The organism is Pseudarthrobacter sp. NIBRBAC000502770 (assembly GCF_006517815.1).
Classification (GTDB): Bacteria; Actinomycetota; Actinomycetes; order Actinomycetales; family Micrococcaceae; genus Arthrobacter; species Arthrobacter niigatensis.
Genome location: NZ_CP041198.1, coordinates 76808 through 100684, shown reverse-complemented (window position 1 = coordinate 100684; position 23877 = coordinate 76808). Strand labels below are relative to the sequence as shown.

The 23877-nt window shown below is 67.8% G+C and carries 18 protein-coding genes; 14 read left to right on the top strand and 4 right to left on the bottom strand.

Going from position 1 to position 23877, the window contains the following annotated elements:
• Positions 1 to 72: 72 nt before the first annotated feature.
• Positions 73 to 1320, bottom strand: coding sequence for an FAD-dependent oxidoreductase (locus NIBR502770_RS00915; protein ID WP_141180737.1), 1248 nt, complete (start codon positions 1318 to 1320; stop codon positions 73 to 75).
• Positions 1313 to 2608 (bottom strand): aromatic acid/H+ symport family MFS transporter, encoded by a 1296-nt coding sequence (locus tag NIBR502770_RS00910; protein WP_210418898.1) that lies wholly within the window; start codon positions 2606 to 2608, stop codon positions 1313 to 1315. The genes NIBR502770_RS00915 and NIBR502770_RS00910 overlap by 8 nt, the downstream gene beginning before the upstream one ends.
• A gap of 48 nt (positions 2609 to 2656) precedes the next feature.
• Between NIBR502770_RS00910 and NIBR502770_RS00905 the strand changes: the two genes are divergently transcribed.
• The 8 genes from NIBR502770_RS00905 to NIBR502770_RS00870 all read left to right on the top strand — a co-directional run bounded on the left by NIBR502770_RS00905 (position 2657) and on the right by NIBR502770_RS00870 (position 12440).
• Positions 2657 to 3463, top strand: coding sequence for an IclR family transcriptional regulator (locus NIBR502770_RS00905; protein ID WP_141158159.1), 807 nt, complete (start codon positions 2657 to 2659; stop codon positions 3461 to 3463).
• Between the two features lie 119 nt (positions 3464 to 3582).
• On the top strand, positions 3583 to 4713 hold the full coding sequence (locus tag NIBR502770_RS00900) for a cupin domain-containing protein (protein WP_141180736.1): 1131 nt from the start codon (positions 3583 to 3585) through the stop codon (positions 4711 to 4713).
• Entirely contained in the window at positions 4713 to 5555 is an 843-nt protein-coding gene (locus NIBR502770_RS00895; RefSeq protein WP_141180735.1) for a fumarylacetoacetate hydrolase family protein, read from the top strand. Before NIBR502770_RS00900 ends, NIBR502770_RS00895 begins: the two co-directional genes overlap by 1 nt.
• Positions 5555 to 6331 (top strand): maleylpyruvate isomerase family mycothiol-dependent enzyme, encoded by a 777-nt coding sequence (locus NIBR502770_RS00890; RefSeq protein WP_141180734.1) that lies wholly within the window; start codon positions 5555 to 5557, stop codon positions 6329 to 6331. The genes NIBR502770_RS00895 and NIBR502770_RS00890 overlap by 1 nt, the downstream gene beginning before the upstream one ends.
• A 240-nt stretch (positions 6332 to 6571) precedes the next feature.
• A complete protein-coding gene (locus NIBR502770_RS00885; protein WP_141180733.1) occupies positions 6572 to 8167 on the top strand; it encodes a CdaR family transcriptional regulator in 1596 nt (531 codons plus the stop codon).
• Entirely contained in the window at positions 8164 to 9123 is a 960-nt protein-coding gene (locus NIBR502770_RS00880) for a glutaminase (RefSeq protein WP_141180732.1), read from the top strand. Before NIBR502770_RS00885 ends, NIBR502770_RS00880 begins: the two co-directional genes overlap by 4 nt.
• A gap of 46 nt (positions 9124 to 9169) precedes the next feature.
• Positions 9170 to 10687 (top strand): amino acid permease, encoded by a 1518-nt coding sequence (locus NIBR502770_RS00875; protein ID WP_141180731.1) that lies wholly within the window; start codon positions 9170 to 9172, stop codon positions 10685 to 10687.
• A 37-nt stretch (positions 10688 to 10724) separates the two neighbouring features.
• Positions 10725 to 12440, top strand: coding sequence for a thiamine pyrophosphate-dependent enzyme (locus tag NIBR502770_RS00870; protein WP_141158165.1), 1716 nt, complete (start codon positions 10725 to 10727; stop codon positions 12438 to 12440).
• A gap of 105 nt (positions 12441 to 12545) precedes the next feature.
• On the opposite strand, the gene NIBR502770_RS00865 is transcribed toward NIBR502770_RS00870, so the two are convergent.
• Positions 12546 to 13325, bottom strand: coding sequence for an SDR family NAD(P)-dependent oxidoreductase (locus NIBR502770_RS00865; RefSeq protein ID WP_141180730.1), 780 nt, complete (start codon positions 13323 to 13325; stop codon positions 12546 to 12548).
• 71 nt (positions 13326 to 13396) lie between these two features.
• Between NIBR502770_RS00865 and NIBR502770_RS00860 the strand changes: the two genes are divergently transcribed.
• The gene (locus tag NIBR502770_RS00860) at positions 13397 to 14026 is read left to right on the top strand and encodes a TetR family transcriptional regulator (protein ID WP_141180729.1); all 630 of its coding nucleotides are present in this window, start codon (positions 13397 to 13399) and stop codon (positions 14024 to 14026) included.
• Between the two features lie 140 nt (positions 14027 to 14166).
• Entirely contained in the window at positions 14167 to 14811 is a 645-nt protein-coding gene (locus NIBR502770_RS00855; RefSeq protein WP_141180728.1) for an NADPH-dependent F420 reductase, read from the top strand.
• A 76-nt stretch (positions 14812 to 14887) separates the two neighbouring features.
• Here NIBR502770_RS00855 and NIBR502770_RS00850 read toward each other — a convergent pair whose 3' ends face one another.
• Entirely contained in the window at positions 14888 to 15235 is a 348-nt protein-coding gene (locus NIBR502770_RS00850; RefSeq protein ID WP_141180727.1) for a hypothetical protein, read from the bottom strand.
• A gap of 237 nt (positions 15236 to 15472) precedes the next feature.
• Between NIBR502770_RS00850 and NIBR502770_RS00845 the strand changes: the two genes are divergently transcribed.
• The 4 genes from NIBR502770_RS00845 to NIBR502770_RS00830 all read left to right on the top strand — a co-directional run bounded on the left by NIBR502770_RS00845 (position 15473) and on the right by NIBR502770_RS00830 (position 23846).
• Positions 15473 to 16129, top strand: a complete 657-nt coding sequence (locus tag NIBR502770_RS00845) for a DUF4232 domain-containing protein (protein ID WP_141180726.1) — start codon at positions 15473 to 15475, stop codon at positions 16127 to 16129.
• Positions 16130 to 16347: 218 nt separating this feature from the next.
• Positions 16348 to 17943 carry an FAD-dependent oxidoreductase gene (locus NIBR502770_RS00840; RefSeq protein WP_141180725.1) on the top strand — a complete coding sequence of 532 codons (1596 nt, stop codon included), beginning with the start codon at positions 16348 to 16350 and terminating at the stop codon, positions 17941 to 17943.
• A 34-nt stretch (positions 17944 to 17977) separates the two neighbouring features.
• Entirely contained in the window at positions 17978 to 23023 is a 5046-nt protein-coding gene (locus NIBR502770_RS00835) for a DEAD/DEAH box helicase (RefSeq protein WP_141180724.1), read from the top strand.
• On the top strand, positions 23016 to 23846 hold the full coding sequence (locus tag NIBR502770_RS00830; protein ID WP_141180723.1) for an Fpg/Nei family DNA glycosylase: 831 nt from the start codon (positions 23016 to 23018) through the stop codon (positions 23844 to 23846). Before NIBR502770_RS00835 ends, NIBR502770_RS00830 begins: the two co-directional genes overlap by 8 nt.
• Positions 23847 to 23877: the final 31 nt, after the last annotated feature.

Below are 23877 nucleotides of genomic sequence, written 5' to 3'. Positions count from 1 at the left end.
TTCCATCCAAGAAGGCGGGCGTACGACGCCGGGGGCCACCCGCCGTCGTACGCCCGCCTTGGCTGGCGGTGCTTAGGCTTCCACCAGCTTTGCTCCGGCCGGAACCTCAGCCGGGGCACCGGGCTCGTTGCGGCCGTACAGCCAGTCGTTGTACTGGAAGTTGTTGTCGCCGCGGCTCTTGAACAGCATGTTCCGCAGGACGCGTGCCACGCCGTCCACGTGCCAGGACTCGCCCCAGATACGGGCGGTGCGCTGGACGCGGGCGGTGCGGGCTGCGCGGGTTTCGTTGAACTCGCGGAAGGCGTCCTCCCACGCACCGGCGTCGATGCCTTCGGCCGTGAAGACGCGGTTGCTGGCGGCGTCCTGCAGCACTGCAGCGTCCTCCAGCGCCTGGCAGGCGCCCTGGGCCAGGTACTGCAGCATCGGGTGGGCGGCATCGCCGATCAGTGCCATGCGCCCGGAAACCCAGGTCGCGATCGGGTTGCGGTCGTACATGGGCCAGCGGATGCCGGTGGCCAGGTTCTTCAGGGCTTCCTGCACGGCGGGGACGCAGTCCTTGTAGGCTGCCTGGAGTTCGTCCACGCCGCCGTACTGCTCTTCGCCGCGCTCGAACGACGGGGACTTGAACACTGCCACGGTGTTGAGCAGCTGGCCCTTGCGGAGCGGGTACTGGACCAGGTGGCAGTTCGGGCCAAGGTAGACGATGACGTCCTCCAGGTCCGCCGCAGGGGTTTCCTCGGTGATGGGCACGGTGCCGCGGTACGCCACGTAGGCGGAGTTGACCGGGCCGTCGCTGGCAACGGTGGCGCGCAGGGTGGACTTCAGCCCGTCCGCTGCCAGGATGGCGTCAGCCTCGAACACCTCGCCCTTGGCGGTGTAGGCGCGGGCCCGGTCGCCGTCGGTCTCCACCTTCTGCACCAGGACGTCGTTCACCAGGGTGACGCCGGCTTCCTGGCAGGCTTCGAGCAGGATCCGGTGCAGGTCGCTGCGGTGGATCACCACGTAAGGGGCGCCGTAGCGTTCCTCGAACTCGCCGCCCAGGGTCTGGCGGGTGAGTTCCTCGCCGGTGATGGCGTCGCGGAACACCAGGTGCTTGGGCTGGACGCCGATTTCCAGTGCCTTCTCCAGCAGGCCCCAGCGCTTGAGGACGCGGGAGGCGTTGGGCGCCATCTGCAGGCCGGCGCCGACTTCACCGAAGGCGGGTGCCACTTCAACCAGGGTGACATCGGCACCGTTTTCGCGAAGCGCCAGCGCTCCGGCAAGTCCGGCCATGCCGCCGCCAACTACCAGGACGTCGGTGGACGCTTTGAGGTTAGACATTGGAAACTCCTACTGCTGTTGATTTCTTGATTTTGGTACCGACGGCTGCGAGCAGGACTGCTGCTGCTGCGGCTGCTCCGGCAAATGCCAGGAAGTTCGAGTTGACGCCCAGGCCCGCTGCGAGCAGGAGCCCGCCGGCCTGGGGCGCTGCCACGGCCCCGATCCGGCCCACGCCAAGCGCCCAGCCAAGGGCGGTGCCGCGCAGGTGTGCCGGGTAGTGGCTTGCCACGGCGGCGATGATCAGGCACTGGGTGCCGTGCGTGCCCACGCCGGCAAGCACCAGCATGAGGTAGACGACGGCGACGGGCGGCCCGGTGACCAGGACCAGCAATCCGACGGCGGCCATGGCCGCTGCCGCGATGGCGGTGGGGATGGGGCCGAACCGGGTGCCCGCCCAGGCGGTGAGCACCGAACCCGCCACCGCGCCGAGGTTGAGGGCCAGGGCGAACGTCAGGGCGGACCCGAGGTTGTAGCCTGCCAGCTGCATGAGGTTGGGCAGCCAGGTGCCCAGCCCGTACCAGGCGAAGAGGGTCACCAGGGTGCCGACGGCGAACAGCAGGCTGGTGCCGAGGTAGGGCGCGCGGAGCAGGGACCCGAATCCGACGGCTTCCTTGGCGGCACCGCCCCGGGCTCCGCGCTTGTGGTCCGGCGCCAGCGTCTCCGGCAGGTAGCGGATGCCCAGCGGGATAACCACCACCAGGGCGACGACGGCCACCAGGAACATGACTGGCCAGCCGAAGGCCGGGATCAGCGGAATGCCGACGAGGGCGGCGATGGAACCGCCGATGGGAACGCCGGACATCATCAGGGTGGCGATGGTGGACCGCCACTTTTCGGGGACCAGCTCTGCCACCAGGGCGTTGGCCGAGGGAACCAGGCCGCCCAGGCCAATGCCTGCCAGGAGCCGCAGGCCGCCGAAGACCGGGGCGTTGGGCGCGAAAGCGCAGAGGATGGTGAAGAGGGAGAAGACGACGGCGCAGCCGATGATGGTGCGCCGTCGGCCCCAGGTATCGGACATGCGGCCGGCGAAGACCGCCCCGATCATCATGCCGATGAAGGCCATCGAGCCGATGGTGCCGGCGGTGGCCTTGGTCAGGCCCCAGCCGGTGTCGCTGATGAGCGAGCCCTGGACGGTGCCATAGACGATCAGGTCATAGCCGTCGAAAACGACCAGCAGCCAGCACACCAGGACGGCGATCACGGAACGCCGGGGAAACCCGGAAAGGCCTGCGCCCGGGGCGGGGGCGGCCATGCGCTGCGGCGCTGCAGCGGAAGATGTGTGATTCATCCCACCACTGTGCTGGCAGTCATACCGCCGCGCACATAAGATTCTGTCATGCAGAATCTTCCGGCCCGGCGGAAGCCTACCTACGCCATCGAGGCAGTGGACAACGCCCTGCAACTCCTGCAGCTCCTGCGGGACGTGGGCAGCCTGCGGCTCAAGGACGCTGCGGCGGAACTAGGCGTGGCCCCGTCCACGGCCCACCGCCTGCTGGCCATGCTGGTGTACCGCGGGTTTGCCGTCCAGGATGAGACGCGCCGCTACGTGCCGGGCCCGGCCATGGGCGCCGGGCCTGCCGGGTTCAGCTGGACCCGGCAGCTCCGCGACATCTCCCGGCCCCATATGGAAGTGCTTTGCGCGCGGACCAACGAGACCGTCAACCTGATGATCCGGGTGGGCACCAAGGTCCGCTTCCTGGACACCGTGGAAAGTTCGAACATCCTGCGCGTGGGTGACCGGCAGGGGACCTTGCTTCCGGCCCATAAGGCCTCCGGCGGCAAGGCCATCCTGGCGGAACTGGATCCCGCCATGGTGGAGCAGCTGTTCCGCGGGCCCAACGCGGAGCTCGCCGGCGACTACATCTCCGACGCCGAGTACCCGGCGTTCCTGCGTGAGCTTGAGTCCGTGCGCACCAACGGCTTCGCCGCCAACTTCGAGGGCACGGAGGAGGGTATCAGTGCCTTTGGGATGGCGCTGCACAACGGCAGGGGCATGGTGGTGGGCGCCTTGAGCGTGGCGACTCCGGTGGCCAGGTTCCGGCCGCTGTTCGACGCCGGACTGGTGGGCGTCATGATGGAAACCCGCCGCCAGCTGGAGCTGGATATCGCAGCCAATCCGGTGGACGGAGCGGGAAGCAGCTGAGGCTCTCTGCGGAAAGTCCCAAGAGTAATTCTGGCAGACAGAATATGTTGGAGATCACAGCAAGCCTTCCCTAGGGTCGAATCCACGTCGCACTCAGTCCGCACGCAAGGAGAAGGCCAGTGTCCATCAGCGCTGAAAACCAAACGCACGAATCCGTGGCGCAGGAACACCACGTTCCCGAGCCCACCCCGGAGGAGGCTGCGCAGCTTGAGCAGCTCTACAAGGATTTCGATAAGGAAAACCTGATTCCGCTGTGGACGGAGATCGCGGACCTGATGCCCATGGTCCCGTCCCCCAAGGCGGTACCGCACGTGTGGCGGTGGAACGACCTGTACCCGCTGGCCGCCCGCGCCGGGGACCTGGTGCCCGTGGGCCGGGGCGGGGAGCGCCGGGCGATCGCGCTGGCCAATCCTGGCCTGGCCGGCACCCCGTACGCCACCCCCACCCTCTGGGCCGCCATCCAGTACCTGGGCGGCCGCGAAACCGCCCCCGAGCACCGCCACTCGCAGAACGCCTTCCGCTTCGTCGTCGAAGGCGAGGGAGTGTGGACCGTGGTGAACGGTGACCCGGTCCGGATGTCCCGCGGCGACTTCCTGCTCACCCCGGGCTGGAACTTCCACGGCCACCACAACGACACCGATGAGCCCATGGCCTGGATCGATGGGCTGGACATCCCGTTCGTCCACTACGCCGATGCCGGGTTCTTCGAGTTCGGTACCGAGCGCGTCACGGACGAGGCCACCCCGGACATCTCCCGCTCCGAGCGGCTCTGGGCCCACCCGGGGCTGCGCCCGCTCTCCGGCCTGGATGAGACCACCAACTCCCCCATCGCCGCCTACCGGTGGAAGTACACCGACGCCGCCCTACGCGAACAACTCCTCCTCGAGGATGAAGGCCACCCCGCCACCGTGTCCCAGGGCCACGCCGCGGTCCGCTACACCAACCCCACCACCGGCGGGGATGTCATGCCCACCATCCGTGCCGAGTTCCACCGGCTGCGCGCCGGAGCCTGGACCGAGACCGTCCGCGAGGTGGGCTCCAGTGTCTGGCAGGTCTTCGAAGGCACCGGCACCGTGACCCTCAACGGCGAAACCAGGGTCCTGGCCAAGGGCGACCTGTTCGTAGTCCCGTCCTGGGCCGCCTGGTCACTGCAGGCCGAATCCGAGTTTGATTTGTTCCGGTTCAGCGACGCACCCATCTTTGAGCGCCTGAACTTCAACCGCACCTACATCGAAGGACGCACCAAGTAATGAAACTCCTCACCCTCCGCCTCCCCGCCGGCACCGGCAACGGCAAGAGCACGACGGCGGTCCGCCAGGACGGCGGCACCCTCACCGAAATCCCGGGGTTCTCCGACGTCGGGGCCCTGCTGCAGGACCCCAATTGGGAAACCACCGCGAAGGCGGCCAACGGCGCCACGCACCCTTTGGACGGTGCCGACATCGCCCCCGTCGTGCCTTCCCCCGGCAAGATCATCTGCGTGGGCCACAACTACCGCAACCACATCAAGGAAATGGGCCGGGAAGTTCCGGAGTACCCCACCCTGTTCGCCAAGTACGCCGAGTCGCTGATCGGTCCCAACGACGACCTGGCCCTGCCGCAGGAATCGGACACCGTGGACTGGGAAGCCGAACTCGCCGTCGTCATTGGCAAGGCCGGCCGCCGCATCCCCGAAGCCGAAGCCGCTGGGCACATCGCCGGTTACTCAGTGCTCAACGACGTCTCCATGCGCGACTACCAGTTCCGCACCATCCAGTGGCTGCAGGGCAAGACCTGGGAAAAGTCCACCCCGTTCGGACCCGCCCTGGTCACCAAGGACGAGTTCACCGCGGGCCCGCTGATGACCTCCGCCGTGGACGGTGAAGTCCAGCAGTCCACCCCCACCTCGGACCTGGTGTTCACCCCGGAGTTCCTGGTCTCCTACATCTCCACCATCATCACCCTGAACCCGGGCGACGTGATCGCCACCGGCACCCCCGGCGGCGTGGGCCACGCCCAGGACCCCAAGCGCTACCTGCAGGAAGGCCAGGTCCTGGTCACCACCATCGAGGGCCTGGGCCAGCTGACCAACCGCGTGGTCAAGGAAGCCTGATGGTTGCCCGGCACGACCAGGCCACCGATCCCGTCCTGCTCGACGGGCTCCTGCAGGCCCGGCGCGGCACCGCGTTCTTCGCCCGCAAGCTCAACGAGCTTTCCGACGCGGAACTGGACGGGGACTCGCTCCTGCCGGGCTGGACCCGCCGCCACGTTGTAGCCCACGTGGGCTACAACGCGCGGGCCATCGCCCGGCTGGTCGAGTGGGCAGCCACCGGGGTGGAAACACCGATGTACCCGTCCGTTGAGGTCCGCAACCACGAGATCGACTTCGGCGCGACGCTGTCCCCGATCGCCCTGCGCAACCTGTTCGACCACTCCGCCGTGCACCTGAACGTCGAATGGCGCGACCTGCCCGCCGACAACTGGCACCACAAGGTCAAAACCGTCCAGGGCAGGACCGTCCCGGCCGAAGAGACCGTGTGGATGCGCACCCGGGAAGTGTGGGTGCACGCCGTGGACCTGGACAACGGGGCCACGTTCAAGGACATCCCCGCCCCCGTCCTGGAACGGCTCCTGACGGACATCACCGGCGCCTGGCACCCCCGCGGCACGGACAAGGACCTCGTGGTCGAGGTCACCGGGCAGCCGTCCGCGCTCATCTTCGGGGACACGTCATCCGCTTCCCCCACCGTGGTGTCCGGCTCCCTGGCCGCCATCGCGCAGTGGGCCACCGGCCGCGGCACGGACGGCACGACGGCACAGCGTCCAGCAACGGAAGGCGGCGACGGCGGATCGGTCACCCCCGCGCCCCCGGCACCCGCCTGGATCTAGCTGTAGATCCAAAGTCCAGGCAAGCCATCGCCACACTCCCAAAGGCGGGTCAGCATACGCTGGCCCGCCTTTGGTGTTGCTGTCCGGGCGGCTCCCAGGCAGCGGACCTGCGCCTCGGGCTGGAACCCAAAAATCCGTGCCCGAGTTTGGGACCCGGCACATAATCAGGACGGCGGCCGCTGGATAGCATGAGGTCACCGGACAGAGCCGTCCGGCGGGATCGACGCAAAAGGACAACCCATGGCCGCGGTTACGGTGGACGACATCCTCTCGGATCTTCCCCTTGGCTTCGCCAGCCTCATCCTCCGCCCCGCCCCCTCGGCGCCGGCCATCGAACGGTTCCTGATTGTCGACGCCGACGACGAGTCCGTCCAGGCTGCCGGCGCGTTTGTCCTGCTCATCGGTGTCCGCGGCCGCTCCGCCCTGCCGGCGCTCCGGCGGCTCCTGAAAGACCCGCCCCCGGTAGTAGCCGTCAAAGGCAACCGCGAAGGCCTCTCCGAAGCGGAAGAACTCCTGCAGGCAGCGGGCTCGGGCCTCCTGCTGGTTGATCCGGCCGCCGACTGGGACCGCCTGCTGTCCATCGCAAAAGACCGGATCCAGCCGCGCAGCTACGAGAGCGAAGTCCTCACCCTGCTCGAGGAAGACCTGTTCGCCATCGCCCAGACCACGGCCAGGCTCACCTCCAGCCACGTGCTGATCGAGGACGCGGCCAACAAGGTCCTGGCGTACTCCACGGTCACCAACGACATCGATGAGCTCCGCAAAGCGTCCATCCTGTCCCGCCGCGGCCCGCGGAAGTACGAGCTGCTGCTCAAGGACCTGGGCGCGTACCGCGAACTCCACCGCACCCGGCAGCCGGTCCGCGTGCCTGCCCGGCCCCAGGACGGGCTGCGTGAACGGGTGGCCATCGCGCTCTTCGCCGGGGAGCGGATCATGGGCTACATCTGGCTCCAGGAGACCGGAGAAGGCTTCGGCCCGGACGTGGAGTACGTCCTCACCGGAGCCGCAGCCAGGGTTTCCGCCGAACTGATCCGATACCGCAACCAGCAGTCCGTCCACATGCGGGAGGACCGGGTGGCACGGATCCTGTCAGGTCCCGCCGAGGCCGCCGCCAGCGCCCACAGCGGAAAGATCCCCTCGGAGCGTCCCGCGGCGCTTCTCCTGGTCGGCATGTCCGACGCCGACTCCCGGGCTGACGACGCCGCGCTCAAGCACGGAGAACTGGCCAACCTGGCCTCCATTCACGCCGCTGCATACAAGGCGTCCGCCGTCGTGGGCCAGTTCAACGGTGACACGGCCATCATCCTGCCGGACCTCCAGTCCGGCACGGCGGAGGCGGGGCTGAGGGCACTTGCCGAAGCGGTGGTCAAGGATGCCCGCAAACACCTCGGCATCATTCCCTTCGCCGCCGTCGGACCGCTGGCGCCGGACCTGCTGTCCATCCACGGGGTCACCGGCATCACTGAAGCGCTGCTGGCCTGCGTGCGGAACGCCACGCCGGGCACGGTGGCCACCGTTGATGATTTCGAGGCGGAAATCCTGTACCGCGAGGCGGTCCGGAACTTCCACGGCTCACCCTTCCGGCACCGCAGCATGGCGGCGTTGCTCCAGGAGGATACCGAACTCGCAGCAACCCTGCAGGCCTATTTCGACGCCTGCTTCGACGTCTCCGAATGCGCCAAACACATGAACCTGCACAAAAACACCGTCTACTACCGCGTTGCCAAGGCGGCCCGGGTGACCGGCCTGGATTTCGGCAACCCGCGCGACTCACTGGTGGCCCTGCTCCATCTCCAGGAGTGGGCCGCCTCCACCGACAATTCAGGCAGGAAATGAGCACCACACTCAGCGCACCGCCCCTGGACATCCTCCTCGAGGAGATCGTCCGGGAACACCGGCCCCGAAAGGAAACCGGTGCCGTACCCGGCAACATCCCGGTCCTGGCGACCGTCCCCTTCAACCGTTTTGGCATCGCCGTTGCCACCACCTCCGGCAAGGTCTTCAGCTCCGGCGACGCGGACGTCCCGTTCTCCATCCAGAGCATCTCCAAGGTGTTCACCCTGGCCATGGCGCTGCAGCGCGGCCGGTCCGGCCTGCTGTGGTCACGGGTGCTGCGCGAACCATCCGGAACAGCTTTCAACTCGCTGGTCCAGCTCGAAGCCGAGCACGGTATTCCGCGTAATCCCTTCATCAACGCCGGCGCCCTGGTGGTCACGGACCACCTGATGGAAGAGACGCCCGACGCCGCCGCGCACCTCCTGCAGTTCCTCACCCGGCAGGCGGGTACCGGAGGACAAACAGGCCAGGAGGGAGGGCCGGCGCCGTTCATCGACGAGGCCGCTGCTGCCGGTGAACTCGCCGGCAGCAGCCGCAACCTGGCCCTGGCGCACTTCCTCAAGGACTTCGGCAACCTCACCCAGCCGGCGGCGGCAGTGGTGGAGAACTACGTCCGCCAGTGCTCCATCATGATGACGTGCGTCCAGCTGGCCAAGGCAGGCCTGTTCCTTGCCAGCGACGGCCAGGGAGCCCCCGGAGCCGTGTTGTCCCCGAGCGAGGCCAAGCGGATCGGCTCCATCATGCTGACCTGCGGCATGTATGACGCCGCCGGCGAATTCGCGTACCGGGTGGGCCTGCCCGGCAAAAGCGGAGTAGGCGGCGGGATCCTGGTGATCGTCCCGGGCAAGTGCGTTATCTGCGTCTGGAGCCCGCGCCTGGACGCCAAAGGCAACTCCCTCGCCGGCACCGCCGCCCTGGCCGACCTCTCCGACCGCACCGGCTGGTCAGTCTTCTAAGTTTCCCCCATCCACCAAGATCTTTTCCGGATCGAAAGGAATCCCCATGCCCAACAACCCCAATGACGAGGTTGAGTTCGACCACCTGATTGATGGTGGTCACGCGCATGCGTCCGAGACCTCCCTGCACGCGGAGGACAAGGGTTACCACAAGAACCTCAAGCCCCGGCAGATCCAGATGATCGCGATCGGCGGTGCGATCGGTACCGGCCTGTTCCTGGGCGCCGGCGGCCGGCTCAACGCGGCCGGCCCGTCCCTGGTCATCGCCTACGCGGTGTGCGGGTTCTTCGCGTTCCTGATCCTGCGCGCCCTGGGCGAACTGGTCCTGCACCGGCCCTCATCGGGCTCGTTCGTTTCCTACGCCCGCGAATTCTTCGGCGAAAAAGCCGCGTTCGTCTCCGGCTGGTTCTACTGGATCAACTGGGCCACCACCACCATCGTGGACATCACCGCCGCCGCCCTCTACATGCACTTCTTCGGCAACTACATCCCCTGGATGGCCGACGTCCCGCAGTGGGCCTGGGCCCTGACCGCCCTCCTCGTCGTCCTGGCCCTGAACCTGGTCTCGGTGAAAGTCTTCGGCGAAATGGAATTCTGGTTCGCCCTCATCAAAGTCGCCGCCCTCGTCGCGTTCCTGATCATCGGCACCTACTTCGTCATCTTCGGCACCCCCGTCGACGGCCAGCAGGTCGGCATCAGCCTCCTGTCCGACAACGGCGGAATCTTCCCCAACGGCCTGCTCCCCATGATCATCCTCATGCAGGGCGTCCTCTTCGCCTACGCCTCCATCGAACTCGTCGGCACCGCCGCCGGCGAAACCGAAAACCCCGAAAAAATCATGCCCAAGGCCATCAACTCCGTGGTCTTCCGCATCGCCGTGTTCTACGTCGGCTCCGTGATCCTCCTGGCCCTGCTGCTGCCCTTCACCTCCTACCAAAAAGGCGTCAGCCCCTTCGTGACGTTCTTCGGCTCCATCGGCGTCCAGGGCGTGGACGTCATCATGAACCTCGTCGTCCTCACCGCCGCCCTGTCCTCCCTGAACGCCGGACTCTACTCCACCGGCCGGATCCTGCGCTCCATGTCCGTCAACGGCTCCGCCCCCAAATTCGCCTCCCGCATGAACAAAGCAGGCGTCCCCTACGGCGGCATCGCCATCACCGCCACCGTCTCCCTCCTCGGCGTCCCCCTGAACTACCTCGTCCCCGCCGAAGCCTTCGAAATCGTCCTCAACATCGCCTCCGTCGGCATCATCATGACCTGGGCCACCATCGTCCTGTGCCAAATCCAGCTCAAACGCTGGGCCGACAAAGGCTGGGTCACCCGCCCCACCTTCCGCATGTTCGGCGCCCCCTACACCGGCTACCTCTCCCTGCTCTTCCTCATCGGCGTCCTGGCCATGGTCTTCATCGACTCACCCCTGACCATGCTCGTCACCGCCATCGCCTCCATCCTCATGGTCGCCGGCTGGTACGCCTGCCGCCACCGCATCCGCCACATCGCCGAAACCCGCGACGGCTACACCGGGAAAGCACCCGTGATCGCCAACCGGACGCCCATTTCCTGACCACAACGCCTGCAATCATCCGAGCTGAAGAAAGACCATGACACCAGAGCCGCAGCCCACCCTGACCACCTCCCGTCCCCAGCCCGCCGCCGTCGTCCACCACCAGGAACGTGTGGCGCCCGCCCTCAAATCCGCCGGACACGTCATCGTCGATTCGCTGGTGGCCCACGGCGTGGAACGCACCTACGTGGTTCCCGGCGAGAGCTTCCTCGACGTGCTGGACGGCCTGCACCAGTCCAGCATTGAAACCGTCGTCTGCCGGCATGAAGGCGGGGCCGCCTACATGGCGGAGGCGGACGGCAAGATGCAGCAACGCCCGGGTGTCGCGATGGTCACCCGGGGACCGGGCGCCGCGAATGCGCATGTGGGCCTGCACACCGCCTGGCAGGACTCCACACCCATGCTGCTCTTCGTGGGCCTGATCCCGTTTGCCCACCGGGACCGCGAAGCGTTCCAGGAATTCGACATCAAGTCCTGGTTCGATACCGGCGCCAAGCGCGTCATGGTTCTGGACCATCCGGAGCGGGCCTCCGAAATCGTGGCCGAAGCCATGTTTTCGGCGATGAGCGGACGGCCTGGGCCCGTGGTTGTTGGCCTGCCCGAGGACGTGATCCGCCAGCAGGTCAGCCCGGAACTCCACCCCGCGATACCCGTAGCCGCAGGGGGATTGAGCAGCACGGACTCCGCGGCGCTGAAGGCTGCCCTGGCCGAATCCAGCAAGCCGCTCTTCGTCACCGGCGGCAACGACTGGACGCAGGAGGCGGCCACGCAGCTCACTTCCTGGCTGGAGCGCCATCACATCCCGGCCGCCGCGGAGTGGCGCACCCAAGGCACGGTGTCCTTTGATTCGCCGTCCTACGTGGGGCCCATCGGGTACGGCCGGCCCAGGCCCACATATGACCTCCTGGAGGAGACAGACCTCCTGGTGTTCGTGGGCACGGTGCCCGGAGATGTGATCACTGACGGATTCGTGTGCCGCCAGGACTGGAGCAAGAAGAACTTCCTGGTGACAGCGGACCCTTCGCTGCGGGGGCGGTCCGGACCCGTGTCACGGCAGATCCTGGCCAAACCGGACGCGTTCGTCCGGGACCTGGAGTGCATCGACCTGCCGGTCAAGGAGGAGTGGAAGGCCTGGACGGCGAGGATGCGGGGAGAGCAGGAAAGCTTCGCGGCGCTCCCTTCTGCGTCCCCGGCGCCGGGCAAGGCGAGGATGGACACCCTGATGGCCAACCTTGTGCCCCGACTTCCCGGGGATGCGATGGTGACGTTCGGGGCCGGGGAACACACCAACTGGGCCCACCGGTATTTCCCAACCCGCCGCTACGCGTCCATGATCAGCGCCCGCAACGGCTCCATGGGGTACTCGGTGCCGTCCGCGATCGCCGCGTCGCTGGCCCAGCCAGGACGGCGGGTGGTGACCATCGCGGGGGACGGCGAGTTCCTCATGAATGGGCAGGAGCTGGCCACCGCCGCCCAGTACGGCGCCACGCCCCTGATGGTGGTCATGGACAACCAGGAGTACGGCACCATCCGCACGCACCAGGAACGGCACTACCCGCAGCGCGTGTCCGGCACGCAGTTGAAGAACCCCGATTTTGCGCTGATGGCCAGGGCTTTCGGAGGGTTTGGCATCACCGTAACCGAGGACCGGGACGTGCCGGCCGCCTTGGATGCCGCGTTGGCGGCCATCGACGGCGACGGGGTGTTTGCCCTGATCCACCTCATCGTGGAGCAGCGCGTCAAGGCGTACTAGTTGCAGCGCGCTTTGGCGCCCACGGCCCAAGGTGAGGCGGGCGACGGCGGGACCTCCCGCCGTCGCCCGCTTGCCTTAACTGCCGGTCAGCAGCGCCGCCGCCGGCTACAGTGCCGACCAGCCGCCGTCGGAAGCAAGGACGGCGCCATTGATGTTGGTGCCGTCATCGCTGAGCAGGAAGGTGATGGACGCGGCGAGCTGGGCGGCGGTGGCCGGCGCCGGTATGTTGGCCTGCATCAGCGGGCCAAGGCGTTCGACAGCCAGCTGCGATCCCCAGTTGGCCACGATGTTCGTGATGGTGGCGCCGGGGGCCACCGCGTTGAAGCGCAACCCCTTTGGCCCGTACATGACGGCTGAATTTTTCGTGAGGCCCACCACCGCATGCTTGGACGCGGTGTAGGCGGCACCGGCCGCCGAACCCCGCAGCCCTGCTTCGGAGGCCACGTTGACCACGGAGCCCGTGCCGGCTTCCAGCATCAACGGCAGCACTGCGCGTGTCAGCCTCATCAACGCAGTGACGTTGATGCGGAAGACCCGGTCCCAGGTGTCGTCATCCACGTCGTGGATCGGGGCGAAGTTGTCCATGATGCCGGCAACGTTGGCCAGTGCGTCTACCTTGCCCCCGGCGGCCCCGACGACGGCAGCCACTGTTTCTTCCGTCGAGATGTCCCCCGCCACCGGAACCAGGTCAAGGTCGGCGTTGTGCGCCACCAGCCCATCCAGCCGCTCCTGGCTGATGTCGGCCGCCACCACCCGTCCACCTTCGCGCGCCACGCGCAGTGCCGTGGCCTGTCCGATGCCTGAGCCAGCCCCGGTGACAATGACGGTCTTGCCGGCGAACCGGCCCGGGGTGACGGATTCCTGCCAAGATGCGTCGGTGGCCATGATGGTCCTTCCAGAGTGGGAGCGTGATGCCCACACTTTATGACACGCGGTGTCATTATGGAAGGGACGCAATGGCACGCGATACGGATGGAGGCGCAGCAGTGGACGGTGAAACCACGCGCGCGGCGGGCAGGCCGGCGACCATCGACGCCGACTCCGTGGCACGCATCGCAATGGACCTGTTTGCCCGCCAGGGATACGGCAAGACCTCCATGGCGGACATCGCCCAGGCCGCGGGAATAGGGAGGAAGAGCCTTTACCGCTACTTCGCCACCAAGGCGGACCTGGTGTGGGGCGGCATGGAACCGGCCCTCCAGGCATCCTTGCGTGCCCTGGGCACCGGAACCACTGCCGCCGGCAGTCCTGCCCGGCCCGGGCCGCCGATCAGCGTCCTCGCCGATGCGGTGGCTGCCGGGGCGGCCGCACTGCCTCATCCGGATCTGGCCCGGGCGCGCCTCCGGCTCATCGCAGAGCACCCGGAACTGCTCAGCCACAGCCATGAGGCGCTGGGGGCGCAGCGCCGGGAGGCTCTGGCCTACCTCTCGGCGGCCGGGGTGCCGCAAGGAACCGCGGGATATGTGAGCGCCGCCTTCATCGCCGCCACTTTCCAGGCCTGGCTGGATTGGGCCGCCGGAACCGACGCCGACCCGGCCCCCTACCTGCGGGCAGCGGCAGAAGTCCTCCGGATCCCAGCCACCTGACTCCGGTACTGATAAGCGGACAGCAGTTTCCCTGGCCGGGAATAGATTCACGGAGACACTAGTTGAAGCTTCAAGTAAGGGCATTTCAACGAAGGACTGCAGTGAATTTCCTATCCCGCCTCTTTGGAAAGAAGAACATCATGACTGACATCACCATCATCGGCACCGGCAATATGGCCCGCGGACTTGCAGCCCGCGCCATCGCCGGAGGCAACAGTGTCCAGATCCTGGCCCACGGGGACAAGGCCAAGGCCGACGCCTTGGCCGCGGAATTCACCGGCCAGGTAAGCACCGGCGTGCTGGGCGACGCCGTCACCGGTTCCATCGTCATCCCGGCCGTGTACTTCGACGCCGCCAAGGACATCGTGGCCCGCTACGGCGACAGTCTCGACGGCAAGGTCTACGTCGACATCACCAACCCCGTGGACTTCTCCACCTTTGAAGGCCTCTCCGTTCCGGCCGGCAGCTCCGCCGCCGAGGAACTGCAGAAGGCCACCGGAGCGAAAGTTGTGAAGGCTTTCAACACCACTTTTGCCGCCACCCTGGGCGAGGGCCAAGTTGCCGGCCAGAAGTTGGACGTCCTGGTGGCCGGAGATGATGAGGCAGCAGTCGCCGCCGTCGCCGCTTTCGCTTCCGCCGCCGACCTGACCCCCATTGTGGTGGGGCCACTCCGCCGCGCACGGCAGCTGGAACAGACCGGTTTCCTGAACATCCTGCTCTCAGCCAATGAGCAGCTGCCCCAGTTCCAGTGGAACTCGGCCCTGAGTTTCGTTCCCGCGGCGTAGCCGGCGCAGCACCCACCACGACAGGAACAGGGGAAGGCCGGCACGTTCGTGCCGGCCTTCCCCTGTTCAGTTGCGGCTAGAGCCTGTCAGTCCGGTCCTCGCCGCCCTTATGGCCGCCGCCCCGCAGGTTCTCCTGGACCTTCCCGAACAGGTCCTTGATGGTCGATTCCGCGTTGGAAATGACATCCACCGGCACGTAGACCTCATGCGTGACGGGCAGGTCGTATTCATCCTTCAGGTGCGTGCCGTTTCCTACTCCCGCCAGGGAAAGGTAGACCATGGCCTCGGTCCGAGCGATGCCTGCGAGCTTTCCGAAGACCACCGTGAACTCGTTCGGCTGGAAGCTGATGGTCTGCCCTATGTGGCTGCGGCCCAGTTCACCGGCCTGGATGACCTTCTCCGACTGGCTTCCGGTGTAGTCCATGAACTTCTCCTTCGATCGCCAATACGTACGCTGGCAGTCTAGCGCCGCCCTCCACACCGTCACAGGGCCCGGCACTTTGGCGGCAGGCACCGTCGCCCCCGCCGCCGGCACCCACGTCGCAGGCGGCGGGCAAGAGGGGCGCATTTGGTGCCCGGATCATCACGATCCGGGCATCAAATTGCCGCTACCGCATGCGGCATCGTTGACGTGGGCAACGGCTACCGCGAAGGTGGTGCCATGAGGTCTCAGAAAATTTCCCAGGGGTTTGCCTTGACGACGGCGGCCGCGGCTGCGGCGCTGCTGCTCACCGCATGCGGGCCAAGCCAGCCACAGTCCCAGACGACGACTACGCCCGCCACCGGGCAGGCCAGCCAGTCCCCCACGGCATCGGCGTCCACGCCGCCTCCGTCGTCCCCGGCACCGGCAACGTCGACGCCCGCTTCACCCGTCCCAGCCACATCCGCTGCCGGCGGGCCCGGGCTATGCAAGGCGGCCGGACTTACCGCCGCGACCGACGCATCCGGCGGCGGCGCCGCCGGCAGTGTCTACATGAAGCTCAACCTCACCAACAAGGGCTCCGACCCCTGCATCCTTCGCGGCTACCCCGGCGTCTCCCTCGTGGCGGAAGCCACCGGCGCCCCCATCGGTTCACCTGCGGCCCGGGACGACTCCGCCGGCGTCGTTGACGTCCTCCTGGCCCCCGGGCAGACCGGCACCGCAGTCCTCCGGTACACACAGGCCCGCAACTACCAGGGCTGCGCAGCCGTCGACGCCGCCGGGTACAGGATCTATCCGCCGGAGGACACCGACTCCCTGTTCATCCCGGAGCCCACCACGGCCTGCAGCAACGCGGACATCACCCTGCTGAGTATCGGAGCATTCCAGCCCGCCTGACCGCTTGGCTTCACGCCCCGCGGAAGCCCCCGAATGACATAAGGGTGCCCCGGCCGACAAGCCGGGGCACCCTGACGTTTATGTTGGACCGCCGTCGGACCAAAAACCCGATTTCATAAGTACACTTATCAAATAGGCCGCGAGTAGCAGGGGTGCATGACGGACCCATCGCAAATCGGGCTTGTGAGGGTTGTGGACCGAAGGCAGGTTGGACTGGCATGACGTCGATTTGGCTGGACCGCAGGGCTCCCTTCGCCGCAGATCCGTTCGAACCGCATTCCAGGTACGACACGGTGGTGGCGGGTGCAGGGCTCACCGGATTGGTCACCGCCCTGCTGCTGGCCCGGTCCGGGCAAAGCGTGCTGGTACTCGAGGCCCGCCACCCGGGAGCCGTCACCACCGGCAATTCCACCGCCAAGGTCTCCCTGCTGCAGGGCACGTTCCTGTCCCGGCTCGCCCGCCAGTATTCGCGGAAACAGGTGCAGGCATACGTGGACGGGAACCGGGAGGGACAGGCGTGGCTGTTGCGCTACCTCGAGGAACAAAACGTGCCCTTCCAGCGCCGCACCGCCTACACATACGCTGCGTCGGCCCAAGGCACTGAGAAACTGAGGGAAGAGCTCAGCGCCGCCGGCACTGCCGGGCTGGACATGGACTATGTTCGCGACGCCGGCCTTCCGTTTCCCGTCCACGGCGCCGTGCGCCTGCGCGGCCAGGCCCAGATCAACCCGATGGATGTCCTCGATGCCCTGGTGGCGGACATCCGGAGCCGGGGCGGCCGCATCGTGGGCGGAGTCCGGCTTCGCGACGTGACCGGTGACGCGCCCTCCATTGTCCGGACCAACCGGGGCAGCGTCAGGGCGGACAAAGTAGTGCTGGCCACCGGCATCCCGGTCCTGGACCGCGGCCTGTACTTCGCCAAGCTGAAGCCCGCCCGTTCCTACGCGGCCGCGCTTGAACTCCAGGAGGAGCAAGCACCTCCGCCGGGAATGTACATCTCCGTCGAAGAACCCACCCATTCGCTGCGGGACTATGAGGTGGACGGGCGGAACCTGCTGCTGGTGGGCGGGCACGGGCACCACGTGGGCAGGACCGATTCCGAGAAGGCGCACCTGGCCGGCCTGCTGTCCTGGGCGGACAAGCACTATCCCGGTGCTGTTGCCACCCACATGTGGTCCGCGCAGGACTACCACCCCACCAACCTCATGCCATTCTTTGGCAAGCTTCCCCGGGGTAAGGGCCGGATCTACTTTGGCACCGGTTACAACAAATGGGGAATGACCAACGCGGTGGCCGCCGCCCTGGGGATCTCGGCGGACATCCTCGGCGGAAAGATGCCCTGGGCTGACACCATCCACCACCGCATCACGGCACCAGCCGGCGCGTTTTCCGCCGTCACGCTGAACGCCGGGGTGGCGGCCAGGCTGGCCTCGGACTGGGGGAAGCTGGCGGCGGAGGGCCGGAGGTTTGACGGGTTCAAACGTGGCAAGGACCGGCCTCCTGCTCCGGGCGCGGGCACTACTCCTGTCGCTGCGGCCCCGGCACCCGTCCCTGGCGAACACGCGGCTGCCACAGCCCCGGCCGAAGGCCATGGCAGCGTTTACCGCGACGGCCACCGGCCGGTGGCAGTATCCACCGTTGGCGGAAACACCTGCAGGTTGTCCGCGGTCTGCACCCATTTGGGCGGCATTTTGCATTGGAACGACAACGAACAGACGTGGGACTGTCCCCTGCACGGCTCGCGCTTCACCAACGAAGGCAAGCTGCTTGAGGGCCCTGCCACCAAGGACCTGCCCCAGGCCGGGCCTGCGTGAGTTGGGTGTCGGTGCCGTGGGGCATGATGGAGGCATGAACCAGGAACAGTGTCCTGCCGGCGGCGGTGCCTCCGGTACGGCTGCGCCCATGGGCCAGTTCAGCCGGCCCACCCGGGATTGGTTCCTGGGCGCATTTTCGGAGCCGACTCCGGCGCAGGCCGGCGCCTGGAACGCCATTTCCTCCGGCTCGCATGCCCTGGTGGTGGCCCCCACCGGCTCCGGAAAAACGCTCGCCGCCTTCCTCTGGGCCTTGGACCGGCTCCTGGTCTCGCACGCCCCTGGGCCTGCCGCGGAGGAGCCGCCGGCCAAAGGCAAACGCGCGCGGGCACCCAAGCGCAAGACCCGCGTCCTCTACATATCGCCGCTGAAGGCGTTGGGCGTGGACGTGGAGCGGAACCTGCGCTCCCCGCTGATCGGCATTACCCAGACCGCAAAGCGGCTTGGGCTACCCGCGCCGCTGATCACCGTGGGGGTCCGGTCCGGGGATACGCCCGCAGCTGAGCGCCGCGGGCTCCTGAGCAACCCGCCGGACATCCTCATCACCACCCCCGAATCGCTGTTCCTCATGCTCACGTCAAAGGCCCGGGAGACGCTCACCGAGGTGGACACCATCATCCTTGACGAGGTCCACGCCGTGGCGGGCACCAAGCGGGGAGCGCACCTTGCCGTATCACTGGAACGGCTGGACGCGCTGCTGCCCAAACCCGCACAGCGCATCGGGCTTTCTGCCACGGTGGAACCCCGGGAACTCGTGGCGCAGTTCCTTGCGGGCTCGGCACCGGTGGAAATTGTCGCTCCGCCGGCCCGGAAGAACTGGGACCTGACGGTTTCCGTGCCGGTGGAGGACATGTCAGACCTGCAGGGCGCGGCCGGGGCGTTCGATTCCGGCCCGGCATCGGGGCTGCAGCCGCAGGCGTCCATCTGGCCGCACGTGGAGGAAAAGATCGTGGACCTGGTGCTGGCCAACCAGTCCACCATCGTCTTCGCCAATTCCCGGCGCCTCGCGGAGCGTCTCACGGCCAGGCTCAACGAGATCTACGCCGAACGCCAACTGGTTGCCGTCGGCGGCGGCTGGGACGGGCCCGGTCCGGAAGGGCAGGCGGCTCCGCCCGGCACCGCGGGGGAACCGGCGTCGGGCATTCCCGTGTCAACCGCCACCCCGGCGCACATGATGGCCCAGGCCGGAAGCTCCGCCGGGGCAGATCCGGTCCTGGCGCGCGCCCACCACGGTTCCGTATCGAAGGACCAGCGCGCTCTTATCGAGGACGACCTCAAGTCCGGCCGGCTTCGGTGCGTGGTGGCAACATCATCCCTGGAACTGGGCATCGACATGGGTGCCGTGGACCTGGTCGTACAGGTTGAATCGCCACCCTCGGTGGCCAGCGGCCTGCAGCGGGTGGGCCGCGCCGGGCACCAGGTGGGCGAGATCTCCCAGGGCGTCCTCTTCCCCAAGCACCGCGCTGACCTGGTCCACACCGCCATCACGGTGGAGCGCATGCTGGACGGCAGGATCGAGCGGCTCAGCATCCCTGCCAACCCGTTGGACATCCTGGCCCAGCAGACCGTGGCCGCCACGGCACTGGGCAGCATTGACGTGGAGGAATGGTTCAGCACCGTGCGGCGCTCCGCGCCTTTTGCGTCCCTCCCACGATCCGCGTTCGAAGCCACCCTGGATCTGCTGGCCGGGCGGTATCCCTCCGACGAATTCGCCGAGCTCCGGCCCAGGATCATCTGGGACCGCAACGCCGGTACCATCGAGGGCCGGCCGGGAGCCCAGCGCCTGGCCGTGACGTCCGGCGGCACCATCCCGGACCGCGGGCTGTTCGGCGTCTACATCATCGGCACTGAACAGGAAGGCTCTGCCTCCCCCGCCGAGGACGGCAAACCGGCGCGCGCGCCCAAGGGTGGCCGCCGCGTAGGCGAGCTTGACGAGGAAATGGTCTACGAGTCCCGGGTGGGCGACGTCTTTGCCCTGGGCGCCACCAGCTGGAAGATCGAGGACATCACCCACGACCGCGTCCTGGTCTCCCCCGCGTTCGGGCAGCCCGGAAAGCTGCCTTTCTGGAAGGGTGATTCGCTGGGCCGGCCGGTGGACCTTGGCCGCGCCCTGGGTGCGTTTGTCCGCGAGCTGTCCGCGTCCGATGCCGGCCCTGCCACCGAGCGCTGCAAGGCCAGCGGACTGGACGACTTCGCCGCCAACAACCTCATCCAGTACCTCACGGAGCAGAAGCAGGCCACCGAGGTGGTCCCCAGCGACACCACGCTGGTGGTGGAGCGGTTCCACGACGAATTGGGCGACTGGCGCGTGATCCTGCACAGCCCATTCGGCATGCCGGTGCACGCGCCCTGGGCGTTGGCCGTGGGGCAGCGGCTGCACCAGCGCTACGGGCTGGATGGCTCCGCCATGGCGGCCGACGACGGCATCGTGCTGCGGGTGCCCATGATGGAGGACGAGCCGCCGGGCGCCGAGCTGTTCCTCTTCGATCCCGAGGAGCTGGAACAGATTGTCACCGCCGAGGTGGGTGGCAGCGCCCTCTTCGCCTCCCGGTTCCGGGAATGCGCGGCACGGGCGCTCCTGCTGCCCCGGCAGACCCCCGGCAAACGCCAGCCCCTGTGGCAGCAGCGCCAGCGGTCCGCCCAGCTGCTGGATGTGGCCCGGAAATACCCCACGTTCCCGATCGTGCTGGAGACCGTGCGCGAGTGCTTGCAGGACGTCTACGACCTGCCCGCGCTGAAGGACATCGCCGCATCCGTGGAACGGCGGGAACTGCGGATCCTGCAGACCACCACGCAGCAGCCCTCACCGTTCGCCAAGTCCCTTCTCTTTGGCTACGTGGCCCAGTTCCTATACGAGGGCGATTCCCCGCTCGCGGAGCGGCGCGCCGCCGCGCTGGCGCTGGACTCCACGCTGCTCAATGAGCTGCTGGGCAGGGTGGAACTGCGCGAACTCCTGGACGCGAAGGTCATCGACGCCACCGAACGCGAGCTCCAGCGCCTCGCCCCGGACCGCCGTGCACGCGGAATGGAAGGCGTGGCGGACCTGCTGCGGCTGTTGGGGCCCCTCGATCCGGAAGAGGCCGCTTTGCGGCTGGAACCTGCCGAAACCCCTGTCGTCGAGGCCAACGAACCCGCGGCCCATGAGTCGGCCGGACCGGTGGGCGAGCCCGTGGAGGCTGCACGCGCCGAAACCCCCTCCGCCACTGCGGCGGACGCCAACGCCCACCTCCTGGCGTTGCAGCGCGCCAACCGTGCCATCAAGGTCAACATCGGCGGCGTGGAACGCTTCGCCGCGGTGGAGGACGCCGCCCGCCTCCGCGATGCCATCGGCGTGCCGCTGCCGATGGGTGTTCCGCTGGCCTTCATTGAGCCGGTTGCCGATCCCCTGGGCGACCTCGTCTCCCGGTATGCCCGCACCCACGGCCCCTTCACCGCGGCGGAGGCTGCGGCCCGGCTGGGCCTGGGCGTGGCCGTGGTGGGCACCGCGCTAAAGCGCCTGGCGGCGGACGGCCGCGTGGTGGAAGGGGAATTCAGGCCGCATGTGACCCCGCCGGCCCGAGAGGAAGCTGACGCAGCGCCGCAAATTGACGGAGCAGCACCGCCGCCAGCCAACGCCCCCGGCGCTGACGTCCCACACACCATCACCAGCGAATGGTGCGACGCCGAAGTGCTGCGCAAACTCCGGCGTCGCTCCCTGGCCGCCCTGCGCGCGGAAGTGGAACCGGTGGACGCCGCCGCCTACGGACGCTTCCTCCCCGCATGGCAACATGTCAGGACCCCCGGCGGCGGCCGCGGACAGCCCTCGCTGCGCGGACTGGACGGCATCATCACTGCCATCGACCAGCTCTCGGGAGTACCCGTCCCCGCCTCGGCATGGGAACCCCTGGTGCTGTCCACCCGCGTGTCCAACTACCAGCCGGCCATGCTCGATGAGTTGATGGCTGCCGGCGAGGTCCTGTGGTCCGGGGCCGGGGCGTTGCCCGGGAACGACGGCTGGATCAGCCTCCACCTGGCGGATTCGGTGGAGCTGACGTTGAACCCGTCCCCCGAGTTCGAACCAGGGGACGCCGGCCAACGGCTCCTTGATCACCTGCGGAACAACGGCGGCGGGTATTTCTTCCGGCAACTGTCCGAGGTTGCCGGCGGAATGGACGCCGTCCTCAGCGACCAGGAAGTAGTGGCAGCGCTCTGGGACCTGGCCTGGGCCGGCCGGATCACCGGAGACACCTTCGCCCCCGTGCGGGCCCTGATCGCCGGGGGCCACACCGCCCACCGCCAGGTTGCCCGCGCACCGCGGGCAAGGGCACCACGGCTGAGCCGGCTGGGCCGTTCCCATGGCACCGGCCTGATGGGGTCCCCCGGACTGTCCGGCGGCCGCTACGGATCCCCGGGCGCAGCGACGCCGCCCACTGCCGCTGGCCGCTGGTCCGCGCTGCCCGAACCTGAACTCGATGCCACCATCCACGCCCGTGCCACCGCGGAACTCCTGCTGGACCGCTACGGCGTGGTTACCAGGGGTTCGGTCATGGCTGAGCAGATCCTGGGGGGTTTCGGACTCATGTACAAGGTACTGGCCCGGCTGGAGGAAGTTGGCCGCTGCCGCCGCGGCTACTTTATCGAGCACCTGGGCGCCGCCCAGTTCGCAGTGCCCGCCACCGTGGACCGGCTTCGCTCCTACTCGGAGGACACCGGGCTGGCCAAGGCTGAACCCGTGGCACTTGCCCTCGCCGCCACAGATCCGGCCAACCCCTACGGCGCCGCACTCCCCTGGCCCGCCCCGCAGGACGACGCCGGTACCGGCCACCGACCCGGCCGCAAAGCCGGGGCGCTGGTGGTGCTGGTGGACGGTGCGCTGGTTCTCTACGTGGAGCGCGGCGGAAAGACGCTGCTGGCTTTCAGCGACGACGACGCCGTCCTCGCCGCGGCAGGGGCAGCGCTGGTGGGAGTCGTGACCCGTGGAGCGGTGGACAAGCTGATCATGGAGAAGGTGAACGGCCACGGCATCCTCGATACCCCTGTTGCCGCTGCCCTCAGCGCCGCCGGAGCCTACTCCACGCCGAAAGGACTGAGGATCCGTGCCTGAGGGGGATTCTGTCTGGCGGGCCGCGCACCAGCTGCATGAGGCCCTGGCGGGACAGACACTGATGGCCTCTGACTTCCGCGTGCCCCGGTTCGCCACCCTGGACCTTTCCGGCTGGACCGTGGATGAAGTGGTCCCCAGGGGCAAGCACCTGCTGATGCGTGTGGTCAGCCCCGAGGACAAGAGGCTGACCATCCACTCGCACCTGAAGATGGAAGGCGCCTGGCAGGTTTACCCGCCCGGCGGGAGGTGGCGGAAACCGGGTTACACCGCCCGGTGCGTTCTGCGCACTGCCGTGGCGGACGCCGTCGGCTTCTCGCTGGGCGTCGTGGAAGTGGTGGCCACCGCCAACGAAGACTCGATTGTGGGCTTTCTCGGCCCGGACCTCCTGGGCGCTGACTGGGACCTGGACGAGGCCGAACGGCGCGTCAGGTCGCGCCCCGAGGTTCCCATCGGTGTGGCACTCCTGGACCAGCGGAACCTCGCCGGCATAGGAAACATCTACCGTTGCGAGGCGTGCTTCCTGTCGGGGGTGCATCCCGCCACCCCGGTTGCCGATGTCGCAGACGTGCGGACCATGATGACCGACGCCAAGCAACTCCTGGAGGTCAACCTGGGTGCGGGGCGCCGCGTCACCATCCTCAATAACCGGGGCATGCCGGTGGGCAGGATGGCGGGCAGGCCGGGCTACTGGGTCTACGGCGGAGAACGGCGGCCGTGCCTCAAGTGCGGCACCCCCATCCAGCGGGGGCTCCTGGGCAAGCCAAACGGCGAAGAGGAGCGGGACATCTACTTCTGTCCGAGGTGCCAGCCCCCGCCTGCCTGACGTACAGCCAGGCGCCCTAACAGCCAGGCGC

Excerpts from the sequence above, each read along its gene's own strand:
- NIBR502770_RS00915 (WP_141180737.1), bottom strand. The coding sequence starts at position 1,320 with ATGTCTAACCTCAAAGCGTCCACCGACGTCCTGGTAGTTGGCGGCGGC.
- NIBR502770_RS00910 (WP_210418898.1), bottom strand. The coding sequence starts at position 2,608 with ATGAATCACACATCTTCCGCTGCAGCGCCGCAGCGCATGGCCGCCCCC.
- NIBR502770_RS00905 (WP_141158159.1), top strand. The coding sequence starts at position 2,657 with ATGCAGAATCTTCCGGCCCGGCGGAAGCCTACCTACGCCATCGAGGCA.
- NIBR502770_RS00895 (WP_141180735.1), top strand. The coding sequence starts at position 4,713 with ATGAAACTCCTCACCCTCCGCCTCCCCGCCGGCACCGGCAACGGCAAG.
- NIBR502770_RS00890 (WP_141180734.1), top strand. The coding sequence starts at position 5,555 with ATGGTTGCCCGGCACGACCAGGCCACCGATCCCGTCCTGCTCGACGGG.
- NIBR502770_RS00885 (WP_141180733.1), top strand. The coding sequence starts at position 6,572 with ATGGCCGCGGTTACGGTGGACGACATCCTCTCGGATCTTCCCCTTGGC.
- NIBR502770_RS00880 (WP_141180732.1), top strand. The coding sequence starts at position 8,164 with ATGAGCACCACACTCAGCGCACCGCCCCTGGACATCCTCCTCGAGGAG.
- NIBR502770_RS00875 (WP_141180731.1), top strand. The coding sequence starts at position 9,170 with ATGCCCAACAACCCCAATGACGAGGTTGAGTTCGACCACCTGATTGAT.
- NIBR502770_RS00870 (WP_141158165.1), top strand. The coding sequence starts at position 10,725 with ATGACACCAGAGCCGCAGCCCACCCTGACCACCTCCCGTCCCCAGCCC.
- NIBR502770_RS00865 (WP_141180730.1), bottom strand. The coding sequence starts at position 13,325 with ATGGCCACCGACGCATCTTGGCAGGAATCCGTCACCCCGGGCCGGTTC.
- NIBR502770_RS00860 (WP_141180729.1), top strand. The coding sequence starts at position 13,397 with ATGGCACGCGATACGGATGGAGGCGCAGCAGTGGACGGTGAAACCACG.
- NIBR502770_RS00855 (WP_141180728.1), top strand. The coding sequence starts at position 14,167 with ATGACTGACATCACCATCATCGGCACCGGCAATATGGCCCGCGGACTT.
- NIBR502770_RS00850 (WP_141180727.1), bottom strand. The coding sequence starts at position 15,235 with ATGGACTACACCGGAAGCCAGTCGGAGAAGGTCATCCAGGCCGGTGAA.
- NIBR502770_RS00845 (WP_141180726.1), top strand. The coding sequence starts at position 15,473 with ATGAGGTCTCAGAAAATTTCCCAGGGGTTTGCCTTGACGACGGCGGCC.
- NIBR502770_RS00840 (WP_141180725.1), top strand. The coding sequence starts at position 16,348 with ATGACGTCGATTTGGCTGGACCGCAGGGCTCCCTTCGCCGCAGATCCG.
- NIBR502770_RS00835 (WP_141180724.1), top strand. The coding sequence starts at position 17,978 with ATGAACCAGGAACAGTGTCCTGCCGGCGGCGGTGCCTCCGGTACGGCT.